We start from the raw sequence: 17,326 nt of genomic DNA, 5'->3' as shown, positions 1-17,326 counted from the left end.
CTGGCGCGAGCGCGCCGCGCGCAGCGGCCAGACCGCCGAGGAGACGCGCCGGCGCATCGAGACGGTCACCGCCGAGCGGGCGGCGCTGCTTGAGGCGCCCGATACGTTCCTGAGCGAGCGGCGCCGGCTCGTCGCCGAGATCGAGGAGGCGGAGACGCAGCGTCGCGCCGCGGCCGATCGTCTCGCCCAGGGCGAGGCGGCGCTGGCGGAAGCCGACCGGCAGGCGCGGAGCGCGCTGGAGGCGCTGTCTGCCGCGCGCGAGACGCGGGCGGCGGCGGAAGCCAAGCGGGAGGCGGCGCGCCAGCGCGTCGCCGACGTCGCCCGTCAGATCGAGGAGGGGCTGGAGACAAGCCTCGACCGGCTGGCGACCGTCGCCGGACTGAAGGCCGGGGACACACCGCCTGCGTCGGACGAGGTCGAGCGGCGGCTCGCCGGGCTCAAGGCGGAGCGCGAGCGGCTCGGCGCCGTCAATCTGCGGGCCGAGGACGAGCTGACCGAGATCCGAGGCAAGCGCGAGGGGCTGACCGCCGAGCGCGACGATCTCAGCGAAGCCGTGCGCCGGCTGCGCCAGGCGATCGGCGCGCTCAACCGGGAGGGGCGCGAGCGGCTGCTCGCCGCCTTCGAGATCGTCAATGGCCAGTTCCAGCGGCTCTTCTCCGTGCTCTTCGGCGGCGGGACGGCCGAGCTCAAGCTGGTCGATGCGGAGGACCCGCTCGATGCCGGGCTCGAGATCTTCGCCCGTCCGCCCGGCAAGAAGACGCAGGTGATGACGCTGCTCTCGGGCGGCGAACAGGCCCTGACGGCGACAGCGCTGATCTTCGCGGTGTTCCTGACCAACCCCTCGCCGATCTGCGTGCTCGACGAGGTCGACGCTCCGCTCGACGACGCCAATGTCGAGCGCTACTGCGACCTGCTCGACGAGATGGCGCGCGAGACGCGCACGCGCTTCATCCTGATCACCCATAATCCGATCACGATGGCGCGGATGGACCGGCTGTTCGGGGTGACGATGGCCGAACGCGGGGTCAGCCAGATGGTCTCCGTCGATCTCGCCACCGCCGAGCGCATCCTGGACGCGGTCTGAGCGCTGAAAAAAGGCCACAATCGCCTTCGCAATGCGGCAAGAATGCCGATTTTCTCCGAATTTATAGGTTTTACAATGCTTTAGGCGGCTTCGGCCTGCCTTGACAGCATCCGGGGCGGGCAATAAAGGAGGCCGTGCTGACGACGGCTCGATGCGCGGGGCGCGGACAGGGATCGTGTGGCTTTTTGCAGGATCGTGGCACCATCACGATCATGGAGGAGCTGCTGCCGTGACCGAACCCGACAAAAACGCCTCAGACTCGGAGTTGCGCGCAAGACTGGGTTCCCTGAAGGCCGCTCTCGGGCGTGCCGAAGGAAACGAAAAGCCGGGCGCGAGCCCGGCTGGAGAGGACGGCGCCATGGCTGGCGCAATGTCCTCCGGCTTGCGCGCCGCGACGGATCTCGCAGGCGGCATCATCGCAGGCGCCCTGATCGGGATGCTGGCAGACCGGTGGCTGGGAACCTCTCCGTTCCTGCTGATCATCTTTCTGGTGATCGGGGCCATGGCAGGGCTGCGCTCCGTCTATCGGCTCGGTTCGCGTCCGACCTCCGGGTCGAAGGGCAGCGGGACGAAAGACTGACCGAGGCTGGCGGCCGGAAGGCCGCACGACAAGGGACTGAAGCGACATGGCGGCTGGCGGCGGAATCGATCCGATCCACCAATTCGAGATCAAGCCGATCATCGGCTTGCGGCCGTTCGGCCTCGACCTGTCCTTCACCAACGCCTCGCTGCTGATGGTCGCGATCGTCGCCGTGATCTCGGTGATCATGATCTACGGCTCGAGCCAGCGCTCCGTGGTCCCCGGCCGGCTGCAGTCCTTCGCCGAGATGATCTATGAATTCGTCGCCTCCACCGTCACAGGCGTGATGGGCAAGGAGGGCATGAAGTTCTTCCCGCTCGTCTTCTCGCTGTTCATGTTCGTGCTCTTCGCCAACATGCTCGGCATGATCCCGGGCTCCTTCACCGTGACCAGCCACATCGTCGTGACGGCGGCCTTCGCCTTCCTGGTGATCGGCACCGTGCTGGTCTACGGCGTCGTCAAGCATGGCAGCCATTTCTTCGGCCTGTTCGTCCCGTCGGGCGTGCCGGGCTGGCTTCTGCCCTTCATGGTGCTGATCGAGGCGGTGTCCTTCGTGTCGCGGCCGATCTCGCTGTCGCTGCGCCTGTTCGGCAACATGCTCGCCGGCCATATCGCGCTGAAGGTGTTCGGCGGCTTCGTCGTCGCGCTGCTCGCCGCTGGCGGCGCCGCGACGATCATCGCCCCGCTGCCGCTTCTCCTGGCGGTGGCGCTGACCGCGCTCGAATTCCTCGTCGCCTTCCTGCAGGCCTATGTCTTCGCGATCCTGACCTGCGTCTATCTCAACGACGCTCTGCACCCCGGCCACTGAGCCAGGCAGAGTTCGCGAGACCATCCCACCCGCCATCACCTTTTCACACTGGAGAAAGACCATGGATCCCGTTGCAGCCAAGTACATCGGCGCTGGCCTCGCCTCGCTCGGCATGGGCCTCGCCGCCATCGGCGTCGGCACCATCTTCGGCAACTTCCTCTCGGGCGCGCTGCGCAACCCCTCGGCGGCCGACGGCCAGTTCCCGCGCGCCTTCATCGGCGCGGCGCTCGCCGAAGGTCTGGGCATCTTCGCCTTCGTCGTGGCGCTCGTCCTGCTCTTCGTGGTCTGACGCGCTTCGACCACCCGCCTTCCCGTCGCGCCCTGGCGTCCCTTGCGGGACCGGGCGCGACTTTTCGATTTCCTTCGCTGAAAGGCAGCCCATGCCGGTTCGATCTTCACGGTCCGTCAGGCAAGGTTGGGCCGGCTTCGTCGCCTCCGGGCTGACCGCCACGCTCGTGGCCGGGGCCGCCCAGGCCGCGACGCCGTCCCTGAGCGGCGAAAAGGCCGCCTTCCCTCCCTTCGACGTCGTGACCTTTCCAGGTCAGCTGTTCTGGCTCGCCATCACCTTCGGCGCGCTCTACTGGCTGATGTCGACGATCGCCCTGCCACGGGTCGGCGCGATTCTCGAGGAGCGTGCGGGCACCATCGCGCGCGATCTCGACAACGCCGCCAGGATGCAGGCCAAGGCCGAGGAAACCGCGCTCGCCTATGAGGCGGCGCTGACCGAGGCCCGCAAGAACGCCCAGGGCATCGCCCAGGCCTCGCGCGATGCCGGCGCCAAGGCCTCCGAGGAGCGCCGCCACGCCGTCGAAGCCGAGCTTGCAACCAAGCTCGCTACGGCCGAGGCCACCATCGCTGCCACCAAGACCAGCGCCATGAGCAATGTGCGCGGGCTCGGCAGCGAGGTCGCGATCGCCATCGTCGAGAAGCTGACCGGCCAGGCCCCGAGCGCCACCGAGGCGTCCGAGGCGGTCGATCAGGTTCTGGCACGCGGCTGAGGAGACACCATCATGGATACCGTCTGGGTCGGCGTCGCCTTCGTCATCTTCTTTGCCATCCTGATCTATTTCGGCGTGCCGAAGACGATCGTCGCGGCGCTCGACGCGCGTGGCGAGAAGGTCGCTCAGGAACTCGCCGAAGCGCGCCGCTTGCGCCTCGAGGCCGAGAAGCTGCTCGCCGAGTACGAGGCCAAGCGCAAGGCCGCGGAGACCGAGGCCGCCAGCATCGTCGCCGCTGCCAACGAGGAGGCCAAGCGCCTCGCCGCGGAGGCCGAGACCAAGCTGAACGACTTCGTCGCGCGCCGCACCAAATCGGCCGAGGAGAAGATCGCGCTCGCCGAGAGCCAGGCCGAGGCCGAGGTTCGCGCCGCGGCCGCCGAAGCCGCGACCAAGGCGGCCGAGGTCATCATCCGCTCACAGGTGGGCGGGAAAGCCGGCGACACGCTGTTCGCCGCCGGTCTGAACGAGGTCAAGGCCAAGCTCAACTGAGCCAAGCGACCATCCGGTCAAGCCTGAGATCAGGTGAGCGGCCCCATCCCGGCCCCACCCCTTCGAGCAAAAACGAAGAACGCCGCAGCTTCCAAGGGCTGCGGCGTTCTTCGTTTGGGTCGACGTCGACCGGCGTCGCTCCTTCGCGCTTCATCAGCAGGCGGCTTGTTTCCTTCGGCCGGTGGCGCCTCGTCAGTTCGCCGCAGTGCGTGTCGGCGGCATGGGGACGGGCCCGCGCGTCGCCGCGTGAGGCGCCGCCGGCCGGGACGTTGACGCCCGGGGTTCGCCAGCGCCGATCACCTTGGGCTTCGGCTTGCGCGGCTGGATGGTGGAGGTGACGATGCCCTGCGGCGTGTCCAGCCCATAAATGTCCTCGCGGAACTGGACCCTGCCGTCGGCGCCCTGCCAGCCGGTGAGATAGACCCAGGCGACGGGTACGGCCTTCTTCAGCGAGATGTTCTTGCGCTCGCCCTTGGCGATCTCGGCCTCGATCGCCGCCAGCGTCCATTCCGTCCCCTCGAGCAGCCAGGCGCCCAGATCGCGCACGCCCTCGACACGGGCGCAGCCCGAGGAGTTGAAGCGCACATCGTTGCGGAAAAGGGACTTCTTCGGCGTGTCATGGAGATAGACCGCCTCGGTGTTGGGCATGTCGATCTTCATCTGGCCGAGCGAGTTGTCCGGGCCGGGATCCTGCCGCACCGTGAAATAGGGCGAGGTCAGGGTGGCCCAATTGACGGTCGCCGGGTCGATCTCGCGGTTCTCGGCACCGAGCAGCTTCATGTGCGACTTGGCGAGGAAGGCCGGATCCTTGCGCATATGGGGGATGATGTCGGCCTTCACGATCGAGGTCGGCACCGTCCAGGTCGGGTTGAGGTTGACCGAGGTGATGTTGGCCTGCAGCACCGGCGAGGGTCGGTCCGGCCGGCCGACGATGGCGAGATGGCGGCGCTGGACCGTGCCGTTTTCCACCGCCTCGACGCTGGCGCCGGGGATGTTGACCACGACATAGCGCTCGGCGAAGGAGAAGCCATTGCCTTTCAGCCGCTCCAGCGTGGCTGTGAGCTGATTGAGGCGGACCTCGACCGGGGTATTGAGCGCCTTCAGCGTCAGGCGGCCGACGGTGCCGAGATCCGACAAGCCGTGGCGCAGCTGGAAGCGCTTCACCGCCGCGACGAGAATCTCATCGTAAACGTCGCCCGGCAGGGCGTCCGCGGGCAGGTCGCCGCTCAGCACGAGGCGCTGCTTCAACGCCGCGACCTCGGGCCCCTGCGCATCCGGCTTCAGCGCGGTGATGCCGGCGGGCACCTTGGGCCAGCCGCCGCGAACGGCGATGTCCTCATGGGCGATCAGCGCCTCGAGGGTCCGATCATAGGTGTTGGGGCCGTAGCTGGGCTCGTTGGCCCGCGCTGCCGCGCCGCCGAGCAGAAGGGCCAGGGCAGCGACGGAGGCTTTGACGAAACGCACGGACATGGACGTGATCCCACACAGCGTCACAGACGCATAGCGGAAGCATCCCTCGCGCATGGTCAAGGAAGGCTTAAGGCGGCGGCGGGATTTGGTGTCGGCTTGTTTCGCTCACAAATTGCTGCAGCGGCGCGAAATGACTACTTTGACCATTATCCCGTGTTGGAGGGCAGCCTATGAGCATCGTTCCCAAAGAGAGGTGGTCCGTCGCCTCGGCCAAAGCGCGCTTCTCGGAGATGATTGAACAAGCAAAGACCGATGGGCCTCAAACCATCACCCGAAACGGCAAGCCAACGGCCATCCTCGTTTCTGTCGAGGAGTGGGAGCGGAAGACGGCGCGCAAAGGGACCTTCGCTGACTTCCTGCTCAATTCGCCTTTGCGCGGCTCCGGAATCGACCTGACGCGTGACGATCAGCCACCGCGCGATATCGATCTGTGACCTTCCTGCTGGATACGAACGTCATCTCCGAGGGCGAGAAGCCAGCGCCAAATACCGAGGTCATCCAGTTCCTCGCGCAGGTGAACGAAGACAGCCTCTACCTCAGCGTCATCACCATGGCCGAACTCCATCGCGGCCTCGCGCTGATGCAACGCGGCCGCCGCCGTGACCGGCTGGCCAACTGGATCGAAACGGAACTGCCCTCCCGCTTCGGCGAGCGGCTGCTCCCCTTCGACCTGCCGACGGCGGCAGCCTGGGGGGACATCATGGCCGCGTCGCGTCGCGAAGGCCTGAACCTCCAGATGATGGACGCCATGCTGGCGGCCACCGCCATGGTTCATGGGTTGACCCTGGTGACGCGAAATGTCCGGGATTTCGCACGGCTCGGGTTGCCGATGCTAAACCCCTGGGAGGGCGCCTGACGCCCCCTACTCCGCAGCCTCCGCCAGTGGCGCCGGCGGCATCCATTTCAGCACCGGCTGGCGGGCCGCACGGGTCTCGTCGAGGCGGCGCAGCGGGGCGTGGTGGGGAGCGCCGGTGAAGCGCTCCTTGTCGTTGCCCTTGGCGGCCATGGCGAGGTCGCGCAGCGTCGCGATGAAGAGGTCGAGCGAGGCCTTGGACTCAGATTCGGTCGGCTCGATCAGCATGGCGCCGTGGACGACGAGCGGGAAATAGACCGTCATCGGGTGATAGCCCTCGTCGATCATCGCCTTGGCGAAGTCGAGCGTGGTGACGCCGGTGCCCTTCAGCCATTCGTCGTCGAACAGCGCCTCGTGCATCGAGGGATGGTCCGGGAAGGGCAGCGACATCAGGTCGGAGAGGCCGGCGCGGATGTAGTTGGCGTTCAGCACGGCATCCTCGGAGGCCTGCTTCATGCCGTCGGCGCCATGGCTCAGCATATAGGTCAGCGCACGGACATACATCCCCATCTGGCCGTGGAATGCTGTCATCCGGCCGAAGGGAGCGGTGCCCTCCGGCGCGTCGGCTTCGGTCTCGACCAGGCGCGGGGTGCCGCCTTCCAGATGGATGAACGGTACCGGCGCGAAGGGCGCCAGGCGTTCCGACAGCACCACCGGCCCGGCGCCCGGCCCGCCGCCGCCATGGGGCGTCGAGAAGGTCTTGTGCAGGTTGATGTGCATGGCGTCGACGCCGAGGTCACCCGGCTTCGCCTTTCCGACGATGGCGTTGAAGTTGGCGCCGTCGCAGTAGAAATAGGCGCCGGCCTCGTGCATCGCGGCTGCGATCTCGACGATCTGCGGCTCGAAGATGCCGCAGGTGTTGGGGTTGGTCAGCATGATCGCGGCGATGTCGGGCCCAAGCAGGGCCTTGACGTCCTCGACCGCCACCGTGCCATCGGGGCGCGCCGGAACCGAGCGCACCGAGAAGCCGATCAGGGCGGCGGTCGCCGGATTGGTGCCATGCGCCGATTCAGGGACGAGCACGACATTGCGGGTGGCGCCCTCGCCCTTGGCGGCGATGGCGGCCTTGATCGCCATCATGCCGCAGGCCTCGCCATGGGCACCGGCCTTGGGGCTCAGCGCCACGGCCGGCATTCCGGTCAGCGTCATCAGATAGCGCGAGAGCTCGAGCATGACCTCGAGCGCGCCCGGGACGGTCGAGACCGGCTGGAGCGGATGCACGTCCGAGAAGCCGGGCATGCGCGCCGTCTTCTCGTTGAGGCGGGCATTGTGCTTCATCGTGCAGGAGCCGAGCGGGAAGAGCCCGGTGTCGATGCCGTAGTTCTTCTGGCTGAGGCGCACATAATGGCGCATCGCCTCGGGCTCGGAGAGGCCGGGAAGGCCGATCTCGCCCTTGCGGGCATGAGCGCCGAGGCGGCTCTTGAACGGCGCCGGCGGATCGATGTCGACGCCGGTCGTCTCGGTATGGCCGATCTCGAAGATCAGCGGCTCGATCTGCTGCAGCGCGCGGTTGCCGGTGAAGGTCGCATGCGGCTCATGGGCGGACACGGTGCCCTGGGTGGGACGTCCCTGACGGTTCAGCATCACAGCACCTCCGCGAGCGCCGCCACGAAGGCCGCCCGATCCTCGTTCGTGTTGATCTCGGTCGATGCGACGAGCAGCAGGTCGTCGAGCCCGGCGCCGGGCAGCAGCCTCGACACCGGCACGCCGGCGAGGATGCCCTTGGCCGCCAGCGCCTCGACGATCTCCGCCGCCGGCTTGGGCAGCTTGACGGTGAACTCGTTGAAGAAGCTCGCGTTGAGCACCGAGACGCCCTTCACGCCGGCCAGCGCATCGGCCAGCGCCACGGCGTTGGCGTGGTTGACCGCGGCTAGGCGGGTAAGGCCGGCCTGGCCGAGCAGCGTCATGTGGATGGTGAAGGCCAGCACGCAGAGGCCGGAATTGGTGCAGATGTTCGAGGTCGCCTTGTCGCGGCGGATATGCTGCTCGCGGGTGGAGAGCGTCAGCACGAAGCCGCGCTGGCCCGAGGCGTCGACGGTCTCGCCACAGAGCCGGCCCGGCATCTGGCGGATGTATTTCGACTTGGCGGCGAAGAGCCCGACATAGGGACCGCCGAAATTCAGGGCGTTGCCGATCGACTGGCCCTCGCCGACGACGATGTCGGCATCCTGCTCGCCCGGCGGCGTCACGGCGCCGAGCGAGACGACCTCGGTGAAGACGGCGATCAGCAGCGCGCCATGGGCATGGGCCTTGGCGGCGATCGGCTTCAGGTCGCGCAGATTGCCGAAGAAGTCCGGCGACTGCACCACGACGCAGGAGGTTTCGTCGTCGATCTGGGCGAGAATGTCCTCGGTGGCCGCGACGTCGGGGGCCAGCGTGACGACCTCGTCATTGGCCATTTCCGAGAGGGTGCGGACGACCCCGGCGTAATGCGGGTGGAGGCCGCCCGAGAGCACCGCCTTGCGCCGCTTGGTGACGCGGTGCGCCATCAGCACCGCCTCGCCCGTGCCGGTCGAGCCGTCATACATCGAGGCGTTGGCGACCTCCATGCCGGTGAGCGCGGATACTTGCGTCTGGAATTCGAAGAGATATTGCAGCGTGCCCTGGGCGATCTCGGGCTGGTAGGGCGTGTAGCTCGTCAGGAATTCGGAGCGCTGGATCAGATGATCCACCGTCGCCGGGACATGGTGCTTGTAGGCACCGGCCCCGACAAAGAAGGGCACCGCAGAGGCCGAGACATTGCGGGCCGACATCTTCGCCATGATGCGCTCGACTTCGAGCTCGCCCTTGGCGCGCGGCAGGTCGACCGGTGCCTTCAACAGCTTGTCGGCCGGGACGTCGGAGAACAGGGCATCGACATCCGCGACGCCGATGCGGGCGAGCATGTCCTGCCGGTCGGTATCGCTCAGGGGGAGATAGCGCATGGGAAATGTCCGTGTCGTGATTGAGTGCAGGCGCTCGATCCATCCGCGACGTCATCCCGGCCGGAGCGAAGCGGAGAGCCGGGATCCATTCCTGAGCCGGTCCGGAATGGATCCCGGATCTGCGCGGCTTCGCCGCTTGTCCGGGATGACACGACGGTGAAAGGCTAAAGCGTCTTGAGGTAGTTCTGGTACTCGGCCTCGCTCATCAGGCCATCGAGCTCGGCGGCGTCCTTGAGCTTGAGCTTCAGGAACCAGCCCTTGCCGGAGGGGTCCTCGTTGACCGTGCCGGGCGCGCCCTCGAGTTCGCTGTTGACGGCCACGACCTCGCCGGAGACCGGGGCATAAACCTCCGAGGCCGCCTTGACGCTCTCGACCACGGCCGCCTCGCCGCCCTTGGCGACGGTCTTGCCGACGCTCGGCAGTTCGACGAAGACCACGTCACCGAGCTGGCCCTGGGCGAAGTCGGTGATGCCGACCACGCCGGTCTCGCCCTCGATGCGGATGTATTCGTGGTCCTTGGTGTAGCGGGTCTCGGACATGAGTTCAGTCTCCGGAAACAGAAAACGGGGTGAGGTTCAGCGCTTGTAGCCGTTGGGGACGAAGGGCATCGCCGCCACGACCGCCGGCAGCGGCTTGCCGCGCACGATCAGATGGAGCGGGGTGCCCGGCGCGCTATGGGCCTTGGCGACATAGCCCATGGCGCAGGGGGCGTTCAGGGTCGGACCGAAGCCGCCGGAGGTGACCTTGCCGATCACCTCGCCCTCGGGGGTGGCGATCTCGGCGCCCTCGCGGGCGGGGGCGCGGCCCTCGGGGAGGAGACCGACGCGGATGCGCGACACGCCCTCGGAGAATTCGCGCTGAATGCGGTCGGCGCCGGGGAAGCCGCCTTCCTCGCGCCGGCGCTTCTGGATCGACCAGGTCAGCGCGGCCTCGACCGGCGAGGTCGTGGTGTCGATGTCGTGGCCATAGAGGCAAAGACCGGCTTCCAGACGCAGCGAATCACGCGCGCCGAGCCCGATCGGCTTGACGGTGGCGTCGAGCAGCAGCGTGTCCCAGATCTCGCCGATCTTGGTGGCAGCGGCTGAGATCTCGTAGCCGTCCTCGCCGGTGTAGCCGGAGCGGCTGACATTGGCCTTGATTCCGGCGACCTTCATGGTGCGCGAGGTCATGAAGGCCATCTCGCGGGCTTCGGGAGCGATCGCGGCCAGCGCAGCTTCGGCCGCCGGTCCCTGGATCGCGATCAGGCCGCGATGCTCGGCGCGGATCAGCTTCACATTGGCGGGCAGGCGCGCCTCGATATGGGCGTAGTCCTGCGCCTTGCAGGCGGCGTTGACGACCAGATAGAGCGCGCCGTCCTCGTCGGGATCGATCGAGCGCGTCACCATCAGATCGTCGAGAATGCCGCCCTCCTCGTTGAGGAGCTGCGAATAGCGCTGCTTGCCAGGCGCGAGATTGACGATGTCGGCGGGGATGAGCGCCTCGAGCGCGCGCGCCGTGGTCTCGTGATCGGGGCCGACCAGGAAGCACTGGCCCATATGCGAGACGTCGAACAGGCCGGCCTTTTCGCGCGTCCAGTTGTGTTCGGTTAGGATGCCCGTCGGGTACTGGACCGGCATGTCGTAGCCGGCGAAGGGCACCATCCGGGCGCCGAGCGCGACATGGCGGGCATGAAGCGGGGTCTTGAGTACGACAGCCTCGGGCGAAGCCCCGGCATCGGCAACAGCGGCATCCATCGACGGCCCCTTCCAGAGTCGAGCGCAGGCCCCGGACGGATGTGTCCGGAACGCGCCCCCTCTGTCTTGGAACCTGAGAGATTTCCCCGAGCCGGCCCAAAGACGCCGGACAGGTTACACCCGTCGGTGGACGGGGTTGCCCCCGCCGCTTTCCAGAGTGCCAGTTCCCACGCGGTCCGTTTGCCTGAGCGTTTCCGGGGCGGTTGCGCCTTCGGCGCCGAAGCCGGACGAATCCGGCCCCGGTCTCTTCCGCGGGGATGTTGCGGCTGTCGGCACAGATACAAGACGACACGCCTTAGTCAATCGTGGGGCTGCCTCCTTAACAGGCAATCCGCGCGACTCTTTGCAGCGGCCGGAGGGGCCGCAGCGCTGGTCAGCGTCGACGCGACCGCGCCACCGCCGCCGGACCGGTGCCGAGCGAGACGATGATCTCGACCTCGCCGCGCCCGGCGGGAACGACGATGCCGTCCTCGACATGGGAAAAGTCGGTGCCGCCCTGGCCGGCACCGACCGTCCCGCCGACGCGGGCCGTCCGGCGCGCGAGCTGCGTGGTGCCGCGGGTGACCAGCGTGGTCAGCGTCGCGCCGTAATTGCCGGGGCCGCCGGCGGGGCCGAGCAGCACACGCCCCTCGACGCCGACCTTGAGGCGAAAGCCGCCATTGCCGGTGGGCGTGCATTCGCGAGCGACGTTCAGGATCGAGATCTGGTGGCGCAGGCTGCCGCTGTCCTGGCCGGACTGGGCCCGGACCGCCGCCCCGCCATCGGCGATGATCACCTCCGGGCAGATCAGCCGCTCGTCGTCAGCGTCCGTCGGCAGCTGGTCGGGCGGCGGCGGCGTGGTCGACTGAAACATGACCACGTTGCCGAATGTCTGCATCGCGCTCGGCTGGCCCGAGGAGGATCCGGACGAGCCGCAGCCGGCGAGACCAAGGCAGAGAAGCGGCAGGGCCAGCAGGCTCGACCGGCGGATAAGCGCATCACTCACGGCAGGGTCTCCACGCCGGGGCCAAAGCCGTTGAGCGAGACAGGAACGCCCACCCCCTCTTCCGGCGTCTGAAACACAATGAAGGTGGCGCTCTTGCCGCCCTTGAGCTGGCCGAGCAGCGTGTCGTCCATCACCACCTCGGCGACGCAGCCTGTGGTCAGGCAGCGCACGAACCCGGCGCGACCGATGTCCTTGTCGTCGATCTTGAGGCCGAGACCGGAAGGCAGCAGCACGCCGAGCGGCGCGACGACCCGAAGCAACCGGCTCTTCTGGTCGGCCGTCTTCAGCACGATGACGAGCAGCGTCAGATTCGGCCTGTCCTCGGCCGCGACGTTCTGGACCAGCGCGCATTGCTCGGTCTTGGCGCCCGGCGGCACCTCGCAGCGCATCTGCCAGTCGCCATGTGTCGACTTGACGGCGCCCTGCGCCGCCGCCGGGCCGGCTGCCAGACCGATGCCGGCCAGCGCGAGGGCCGCCGCGCAGACAGGTCCGATGATCTTGCCCATCCCTGCGATACCTCCAAACCGGCGGCTGCCGCCGCCTCCGCCATCGAAAACCCGTTCGTGCCTGTCGAATACGGGGATTCGGGCGGAATGCCGACCCCTTCGAGGCCGGGTCCGCCGCACTTTAACGATCGATTGCGTTGGGACCATGCAGGCCCGGCCCTGTCAAGGCGCGCCGACGAGATGGGGCGGAAGCGACGCCTCCGGCTCGCGCGATTATGCCGCACGGCCTGCACCGGGGGCCTGCATTGCCCCTCTGGCGCAAGCGTGATCTTTGATTTATCGCAATCCCGAAGAGCAAGGCGGCCTCGCGGCCGCACTCGCCACGCATGGGCCACGGCCTGCGGCGGGCGCCCCCTGGGACGCAAGCCGCAGACTCCGATGCGGGGCATGATGAGGAGCGACGTCGGATCGATGCGATATCTGAGCAGGACCCTAGCCACCGTGGCCGCATCGGCCCTCGCCGCCTCGGCGGCGCTGCTTCCGGAGGCTGCTCTGGCCGGGACCGGCATGCCGAGCCCCTGGCAGCTCAACCTCCAGGGCGCCGCCACCGATGTCGCGGCCTATATCCACTGGTTCCATGATTGGCTGAACGTGATCATCTTCGCGATCACGATCTTCGTGCTGGCGCTGCTGCTGTATGTCGCCTGGCGCTTCAACGAGAAGGCCAACCCGACGCCGTCCAAGACGACGCACAATGCCCTGCTCGAAGTGGCCTGGACGGTGATCCCGGTCCTGATCCTCGTGGTCATCGCCATCCCCTCTTTCCGGCTGCTCAAGCTCCAGCTCGAGATTCCGCCGGCCGACGTCACCGTGAAGGTGACGGGCAAGCAGTGGTACTGGTCCTACGAGTACCCGCAGGACGGCGGCGCCTTCGGCTTCGACTCGCTGATGCTCGACGAGAAGCAGCGCGCCGAGGCGATCGCCGGCAACAAGATCGCAGCCGCCGAGGCGCCTCGCCTGCTGGCCGTGGACAACGAGGCGGTCGTGCCGGTCGGCAAGATCGTGCGCGTCCAGGTCACCGGCGCCGACGTGATCCACAAGTTCACCGTTCCGTCCTTCGGCGTGAAGATCGACGCGATCCCGGGTCGCCTGAACGAGACCTGGTTCAAGGCCGACCGCGAGGGCATCTATTACGGCCAATGCTCCTTCGTCTGCGGCCAGAACCACGCCTATATGCCGATCGCCTTCCGCGTCGTCAGCCAGGAGCGCTACGCCGCCTGGCTCGCCGAATCGAAGCAGAAATTCGCCAGTGCCACGGATGCGGGCAGCAAGGTCGCCGCAGCCGCCCCGTAAGGCGCCGCAATCCCCGCGGACCGGACGGCCCGCGAACCACCCGATTTGACGACTGTCGCGAAGCGATTTCGCACGAGGAGACCAAGGCGATGGCAACAGCGGCTCCGCACGCTCCCGCCCACGGACATCATGACGACGCCCATGCCCACCCGACCGGGTGGCGCCGCTGGCTGATGTCGACCAACCACAAGGACATCGGCACGCTCTATCTGATCTTCTCGATCATCGCGGGCCTCGTCGGCGGGTTCCTCTCGATCATGATGCGCATCGAGTTGCAGGAGCCCGGCCTGCAGATCTTCGCCAACGGCCAGAGCTACAACGTCTTCGTGACGGGCCACGGCCTGATCATGATCTTCTTCATGGTCATGCCCGCCGTCATCGGCGGCTTCGGTAACTGGTTCGTGCCGCTGATGATCGGCGCGCCGGACATGGCCTTCCCGCGCATGAACAACATCTCGTTCTGGCTGACGGTCGCCGCCTTCGTGCTGCTGATCATGTCGATGTTCATGGAGGGCGCGCCCGGCGCCCATGGCGTCGGCACCGGCTGGACGATCTATCCGCCGTTCTCATCCTCCGGCCACCCCGGCCCGTCCGTGGACTTCGGCATCTTCGCGCTGCATCTGGCGGGTGCCGCCTCGATCCTCGGCGCGATCAACTTCATCACCACCATCCTCAACATGCGCGCGCCGGGCATGACGCTGCACAAGATGCCGCTCTTCGCCTGGGGCGTGCTGGTGACGGCCTTCCTGCTGCTGCTGGCCCTGCCGGTGCTGGCGGGCGCGATCACCATGCTGCTGACGGACCGCAACTTCGGCACGACCTTCTACGACCCAGCCGGCGGCGGCGACCCGATCCTGTACCAGCACCTGTTCTGGTTCTTCGGGCACCCCGAAGTCTACATCATGATCCTTCCGGCCTTCGGCATCGTCAGCCACATCATCTCGACGTTCTCGCGCAAGCCGATCTTCGGCTATCTCGGCATGGCCTACGCCATGGTCGCGATCGGCGTCGTCGGCTTCATCGTGTGGGCGCACCACATGTACACCGCCGGCCTCTCGCTCAACACGCAGCGCTATTTCGTGTTCGCGACGATGGTCATCGCGGTGCCGACGGGCATCAAGATCTTCTCCTGGATCGCGACGATGTGGGGCGGCTCGATCCGCTTCACCGCGCCGATGATCTGGGCGATCGGCTTCATCTTCCTGTTCACCGTCGGCGGCGTGACGGGCGTGGTGCTGGCCAATGCCGGCGTCGACCGCTCGCTGCACGCGACCTATTACGTGGTGGCGCATTTCCACTACGTCTTGTCGCTGGGCGCCGAGTTCGGCATCTTCGCGGGCTTCTACTACTGGTTCCCGAAGATGAGCGGCTATGTGATCCCCGACTGGATCGGCCGCCTGCACTTCTGGGTCGCTTTCATCGGCGCCAACGTGCTGTTCTTCCCGCAGCATTTCCTCGGGCTCGCCGGCATGCCGCGTCACTATGCCGACTATCCCGACGCCTTCGCGGGATGGCATTTCGTGTCGTCGATCGGCTCCTACATCTTCGCCGCAGGCCTGCTGATCTTCTTCTACGGGATCTATGTCGCCTTCTCGCGGAAGGTGCTGGCGGGCGACAATCCGTGGGGTGAAGGCGCGACGACGCTGGAGTGGACCCTGTCCTCGCCGCCGCCCTTCCACCAGTTCGAGACCCTGCCGCGCATCAGCGGCTCGGACCACTAAAGATCCCTGGCGGCGGGCCCATCCGGGTCCGCCGCCGCCCCTCCCCCGAGCGCCCCTGCGGCGTTCCGGAGACGGGCGGCCCCGCCGCAGAGCTTTTCCCCGGCGCCCAAGGGTGCTGCCAAGGACAAAGACGACCGAACCGATGTCTGCTGCCTTCGAGACCCGCACCGACGGCGTTGCCCTGACCTCGACCGGCGAGGCGCGCGATTTCTTCGCGCTGCTGAAGCCGCGGGTGATGTCGCTCGTCGTGATCACCGCCATGGCCGGCATGGCGACGGCGCCGGGCGGCGTGCATCCGGTGATCGCTCTCGCGTCGCTGCTGGCGATCGCGGTCGGCGCCGGCGCCTCGGGCTGCCTCAACATGTGGTACGACGCCGATATCGACCAGTTGATGTCCCGCACCGCCAAGCGCCCGATCCCGTCCGGCCGGGTCCTGCCCTCCGAGGCACTGGCCTTCGGGCTGACGCTGTCGATCGGCTCCGTGCTGGTGCTCGGCCTCGTCGCCAACCTGCTGGCGGCGGCGATGCTGGCCTTCACGATCTTTTTCTACGCCGTCGTCTATTCGATGTGGCTGAAGCGCTGGACGCCGCAGAACATCGTCATCGGCGGCGCGGCCGGCGCCTTCCCGCCGATGATCGGCGAGGCCGTCGTCACCGGCGATATCGGCCTCCATTCGATCGTGCTGTTTGCGATCATCTTCCTGTGGACGCCGCCGCATTTCTGGGCGCTCGCTCTGGTGAAGGCGGCCGATTACGGCCGCGCCGGCATCCCGATGATGCCGAACGTCGCCGGCCCGGCCGCGACGCGCCGCCAGATCGTGCTCTACACGCTGCTGATGGCGCCCGTCGCGGTACTGCCGGCGCTGATGGGCTTCGCGGGCCTGGCCTATCTCGTCGTCTCGGTTGCCAGCGGGCTCGCCATGATCGTGCTGTCGGTCCGGGTCTGGCGGACGACCGAGGGCGAGGCCGCCACCAAGGCCTGCTGGTCGCTGTTCGGCTTCTCGATCCTCTATCTCTTCGGACTCTTCGCCGTGCTGCTGGTCGAGAACGGCCTCGGGCTGATGTGGGCCCTGCCGAAGGTGATCGGATGAGTGCGCCGCAGAAGCCGACGCCGCCGGCCGCCTTCTCGCCGGAGGACATGGCCCGCCGTCGCCGTCGCTCTATCGCGCTCGCGCTGGTCCTGGGCGGTCTCGTGGTGTTCTTCTTCGTCGTGACGCTGGTGAAGACCGGCCCCGCCATCCTGAACAGGCCGCTGTGATGGACAAGAGCGAATCAGCCCCCAGACGACCGCAGAATGGCCGCATCGCGCTGATCTGCTCGGGCGTGGTGATGGCGATGACCGGCCTCTCCTTCGCGGCCGTGCCGCTCTACGACATGTTCTGCCGCGCGACCGGCTTCGGCGGCACGCCAAAGATCGGCACCGCCGCCGCGGGCACGATCCTCGACCGGACGATGTCGGTGCGCTTCGACGCCAATGTCGCCCCAGGGCTCGGCTGGAAATTCGAGGCCGAGAGCCCTGAGATCAAGCTTCGCGTCGGCGAGACCAAGACGGTGTTCTACAAGATCACCAACCGCACCGACCGGGTGACGACGGGCATCGCGAGCTACAACATCGCCCCCGACAAGGGCGCGGCCTTCTTCGTCAAGATCCAGTGCTTCTGCTTCACCGAGCACACGCTGCAGCCGGGCGAGAGCCTGGAGGCGCCGGTGGTGTTCTACATCGACCCTGAAATCGCCGATAAGCGCGATCTCGACGGGCTGAAGGCGATCACGCTCTCCTACACCTATTTCGCCTCGAAATCGGGGCAGCCGCTGGCCCAAGGCGGGGGCAACCCCGTCAAGGATGACGCGGGCAAGACGAACCTGTAGAGATTTGCGCTGTA

20 protein-coding genes and 1 riboswitch are annotated in these 17,326 nt (G+C 67.4%); of the genes, 13 read left to right on the top strand and 7 right to left on the bottom strand.

The annotated features are described in order from the left end of the window. From Q8M82_RS09960 to Q8M82_RS09935, 6 genes are all read left to right on the top strand, one after another. Positions 1-1,084 (top strand): coiled-coil domain-containing protein (locus Q8M82_RS09960; RefSeq protein WP_465248077.1); only part of this gene is annotated, 1,084 nt, incomplete at its 5' end. Positions 1,085-1,313: 229 nt separating this feature from the next. Next, a complete protein-coding gene (locus tag Q8M82_RS09955) occupies positions 1,314-1,664 on the top strand; it encodes an AtpZ/AtpI family protein (RefSeq protein WP_305691207.1) in 351 nt (116 codons plus the stop codon). 46 nt (positions 1,665-1,710) lie between these two features. Further along, positions 1,711-2,472 carry a F0F1 ATP synthase subunit A gene (locus Q8M82_RS09950; protein WP_305691206.1) on the top strand — a complete coding sequence of 254 codons (762 nt, stop codon included), beginning with the start codon at positions 1,711-1,713 and terminating at the stop codon, positions 2,470-2,472. A 61-nt stretch (positions 2,473-2,533) separates the two neighbouring features. Further along, entirely contained in the window at positions 2,534-2,761 is a 228-nt protein-coding gene (locus tag Q8M82_RS09945) for a F0F1 ATP synthase subunit C (protein ID WP_043231023.1), read from the top strand. 91 nt (positions 2,762-2,852) lie between these two features. Further along, the gene (locus Q8M82_RS09940) at positions 2,853-3,470 is read left to right on the top strand and encodes a F0F1 ATP synthase subunit B family protein (RefSeq protein WP_305691205.1); all 618 of its coding nucleotides are present in this window, start codon (positions 2,853-2,855) and stop codon (positions 3,468-3,470) included. A gap of 12 nt (positions 3,471-3,482) precedes the next feature. Beyond that, on the top strand, positions 3,483-3,959 hold the full coding sequence (locus Q8M82_RS09935; RefSeq protein ID WP_305691204.1) for a F0F1 ATP synthase subunit B family protein: 477 nt from the start codon (positions 3,483-3,485) through the stop codon (positions 3,957-3,959). Between the two features lie 192 nt (positions 3,960-4,151). Here Q8M82_RS09935 and Q8M82_RS09930 read toward each other — a convergent pair whose 3' ends face one another. Then, the gene (locus Q8M82_RS09930; RefSeq protein WP_305691203.1) at positions 4,152-5,429 is read right to left on the bottom strand and encodes a L,D-transpeptidase family protein; all 1,278 of its coding nucleotides are present in this window, start codon (positions 5,427-5,429) and stop codon (positions 4,152-4,154) included. Between the two features lie 170 nt (positions 5,430-5,599). On the opposite strand from Q8M82_RS09930, the gene Q8M82_RS09925 reads away from it, so the two are divergent. Both Q8M82_RS09925 and Q8M82_RS09920 read left to right on the top strand, forming a co-directional pair. Further along, entirely contained in the window at positions 5,600-5,863 is a 264-nt protein-coding gene (locus tag Q8M82_RS09925; protein ID WP_305691202.1) for a type II toxin-antitoxin system Phd/YefM family antitoxin, read from the top strand. Then, entirely contained in the window at positions 5,860-6,285 is a 426-nt protein-coding gene (locus tag Q8M82_RS09920; RefSeq protein ID WP_305691201.1) for a type II toxin-antitoxin system VapC family toxin, read from the top strand. The genes Q8M82_RS09925 and Q8M82_RS09920 overlap by 4 nt, the downstream gene beginning before the upstream one ends. Positions 6,286-6,291: 6 nt before the next feature. On the opposite strand, the gene gcvPB is transcribed toward Q8M82_RS09920, so the two are convergent. The 6 genes from gcvPB to Q8M82_RS09890 all read right to left on the bottom strand — a co-directional run bounded on the left by gcvPB (position 6,292) and on the right by Q8M82_RS09890 (position 12,430). Beyond that, positions 6,292-7,866, bottom strand: coding sequence for an aminomethyl-transferring glycine dehydrogenase subunit GcvPB (gcvPB, locus tag Q8M82_RS09915; protein ID WP_305691200.1), 1,575 nt, complete (start codon positions 7,864-7,866; stop codon positions 6,292-6,294). After that, positions 7,866-9,206, bottom strand: coding sequence for an aminomethyl-transferring glycine dehydrogenase subunit GcvPA (gcvPA, locus tag Q8M82_RS09910; RefSeq protein WP_305691199.1), 1,341 nt, complete (start codon positions 9,204-9,206; stop codon positions 7,866-7,868). Before gcvPA ends, gcvPB begins: the two co-directional genes overlap by 1 nt. Before the next feature lie 164 nt (positions 9,207-9,370). Then, positions 9,371-9,745 carry a glycine cleavage system protein GcvH gene (gene gcvH, locus Q8M82_RS09905; protein WP_305691198.1) on the bottom strand — a complete coding sequence of 125 codons (375 nt, stop codon included), beginning with the start codon at positions 9,743-9,745 and terminating at the stop codon, positions 9,371-9,373. A 36-nt stretch (positions 9,746-9,781) separates the two neighbouring features. Then, on the bottom strand, positions 9,782-10,939 hold the full coding sequence (gcvT, locus tag Q8M82_RS09900) for a glycine cleavage system aminomethyltransferase GcvT (RefSeq protein ID WP_305691197.1): 1,158 nt from the start codon (positions 10,937-10,939) through the stop codon (positions 9,782-9,784). Between the two features lie 162 nt (positions 10,940-11,101). After that, positions 11,102-11,201, bottom strand: a riboswitch (glycine riboswitch). Positions 11,202-11,312: 111 nt separating this feature from the next. Beyond that, positions 11,313-11,924 (bottom strand): hypothetical protein, encoded by a 612-nt coding sequence (locus tag Q8M82_RS09895; RefSeq protein WP_305691196.1) that lies wholly within the window; start codon positions 11,922-11,924, stop codon positions 11,313-11,315. Continuing rightward, positions 11,921-12,430 carry an invasion associated locus B family protein gene (locus Q8M82_RS09890; protein ID WP_305691195.1) on the bottom strand — a complete coding sequence of 170 codons (510 nt, stop codon included), beginning with the start codon at positions 12,428-12,430 and terminating at the stop codon, positions 11,921-11,923. The genes Q8M82_RS09895 and Q8M82_RS09890 overlap by 4 nt, the downstream gene beginning before the upstream one ends. A 411-nt stretch (positions 12,431-12,841) precedes the next feature. On the opposite strand from Q8M82_RS09890, the gene coxB reads away from it, so the two are divergent. From coxB to Q8M82_RS09865, 5 genes are all read left to right on the top strand, one after another. Then, complete coding sequence (gene coxB / locus Q8M82_RS09885; RefSeq protein WP_371126302.1) at positions 12,842-13,723, top strand: cytochrome c oxidase subunit II; 882 nt, start codon at positions 12,842-12,844, stop codon at positions 13,721-13,723. Between the two features lie 89 nt (positions 13,724-13,812). Next, a complete protein-coding gene (gene ctaD / locus Q8M82_RS09880) occupies positions 13,813-15,444 on the top strand; it encodes a cytochrome c oxidase subunit I (protein WP_305691194.1) in 1,632 nt (543 codons plus the stop codon). Positions 15,445-15,586: 142 nt separating this feature from the next. Beyond that, positions 15,587-16,534 carry a heme o synthase gene (locus Q8M82_RS09875; RefSeq protein ID WP_305691193.1) on the top strand — a complete coding sequence of 316 codons (948 nt, stop codon included), beginning with the start codon at positions 15,587-15,589 and terminating at the stop codon, positions 16,532-16,534. Beyond that, on the top strand, positions 16,531-16,701 hold the full coding sequence (locus Q8M82_RS09870; RefSeq protein ID WP_305691192.1) for a hypothetical protein: 171 nt from the start codon (positions 16,531-16,533) through the stop codon (positions 16,699-16,701). The genes Q8M82_RS09875 and Q8M82_RS09870 overlap by 4 nt, the downstream gene beginning before the upstream one ends. Next, positions 16,701-17,312 carry a cytochrome c oxidase assembly protein gene (locus Q8M82_RS09865; protein ID WP_305691191.1) on the top strand — a complete coding sequence of 204 codons (612 nt, stop codon included), beginning with the start codon at positions 16,701-16,703 and terminating at the stop codon, positions 17,310-17,312. The genes Q8M82_RS09870 and Q8M82_RS09865 overlap by 1 nt, the downstream gene beginning before the upstream one ends. The last annotated feature ends 14 nt before the right edge of the window (positions 17,313-17,326 follow it).

The organism is Allobosea sp. (genome assembly GCF_030694325.1).
In the GTDB taxonomy this organism is placed as follows: domain Bacteria; phylum Pseudomonadota; class Alphaproteobacteria; order Rhizobiales; family Beijerinckiaceae; genus Allobosea.
Note: the sequence above shows the minus strand (reverse complement) of the source record. Positions and strands in the feature narration are given on the sequence as shown.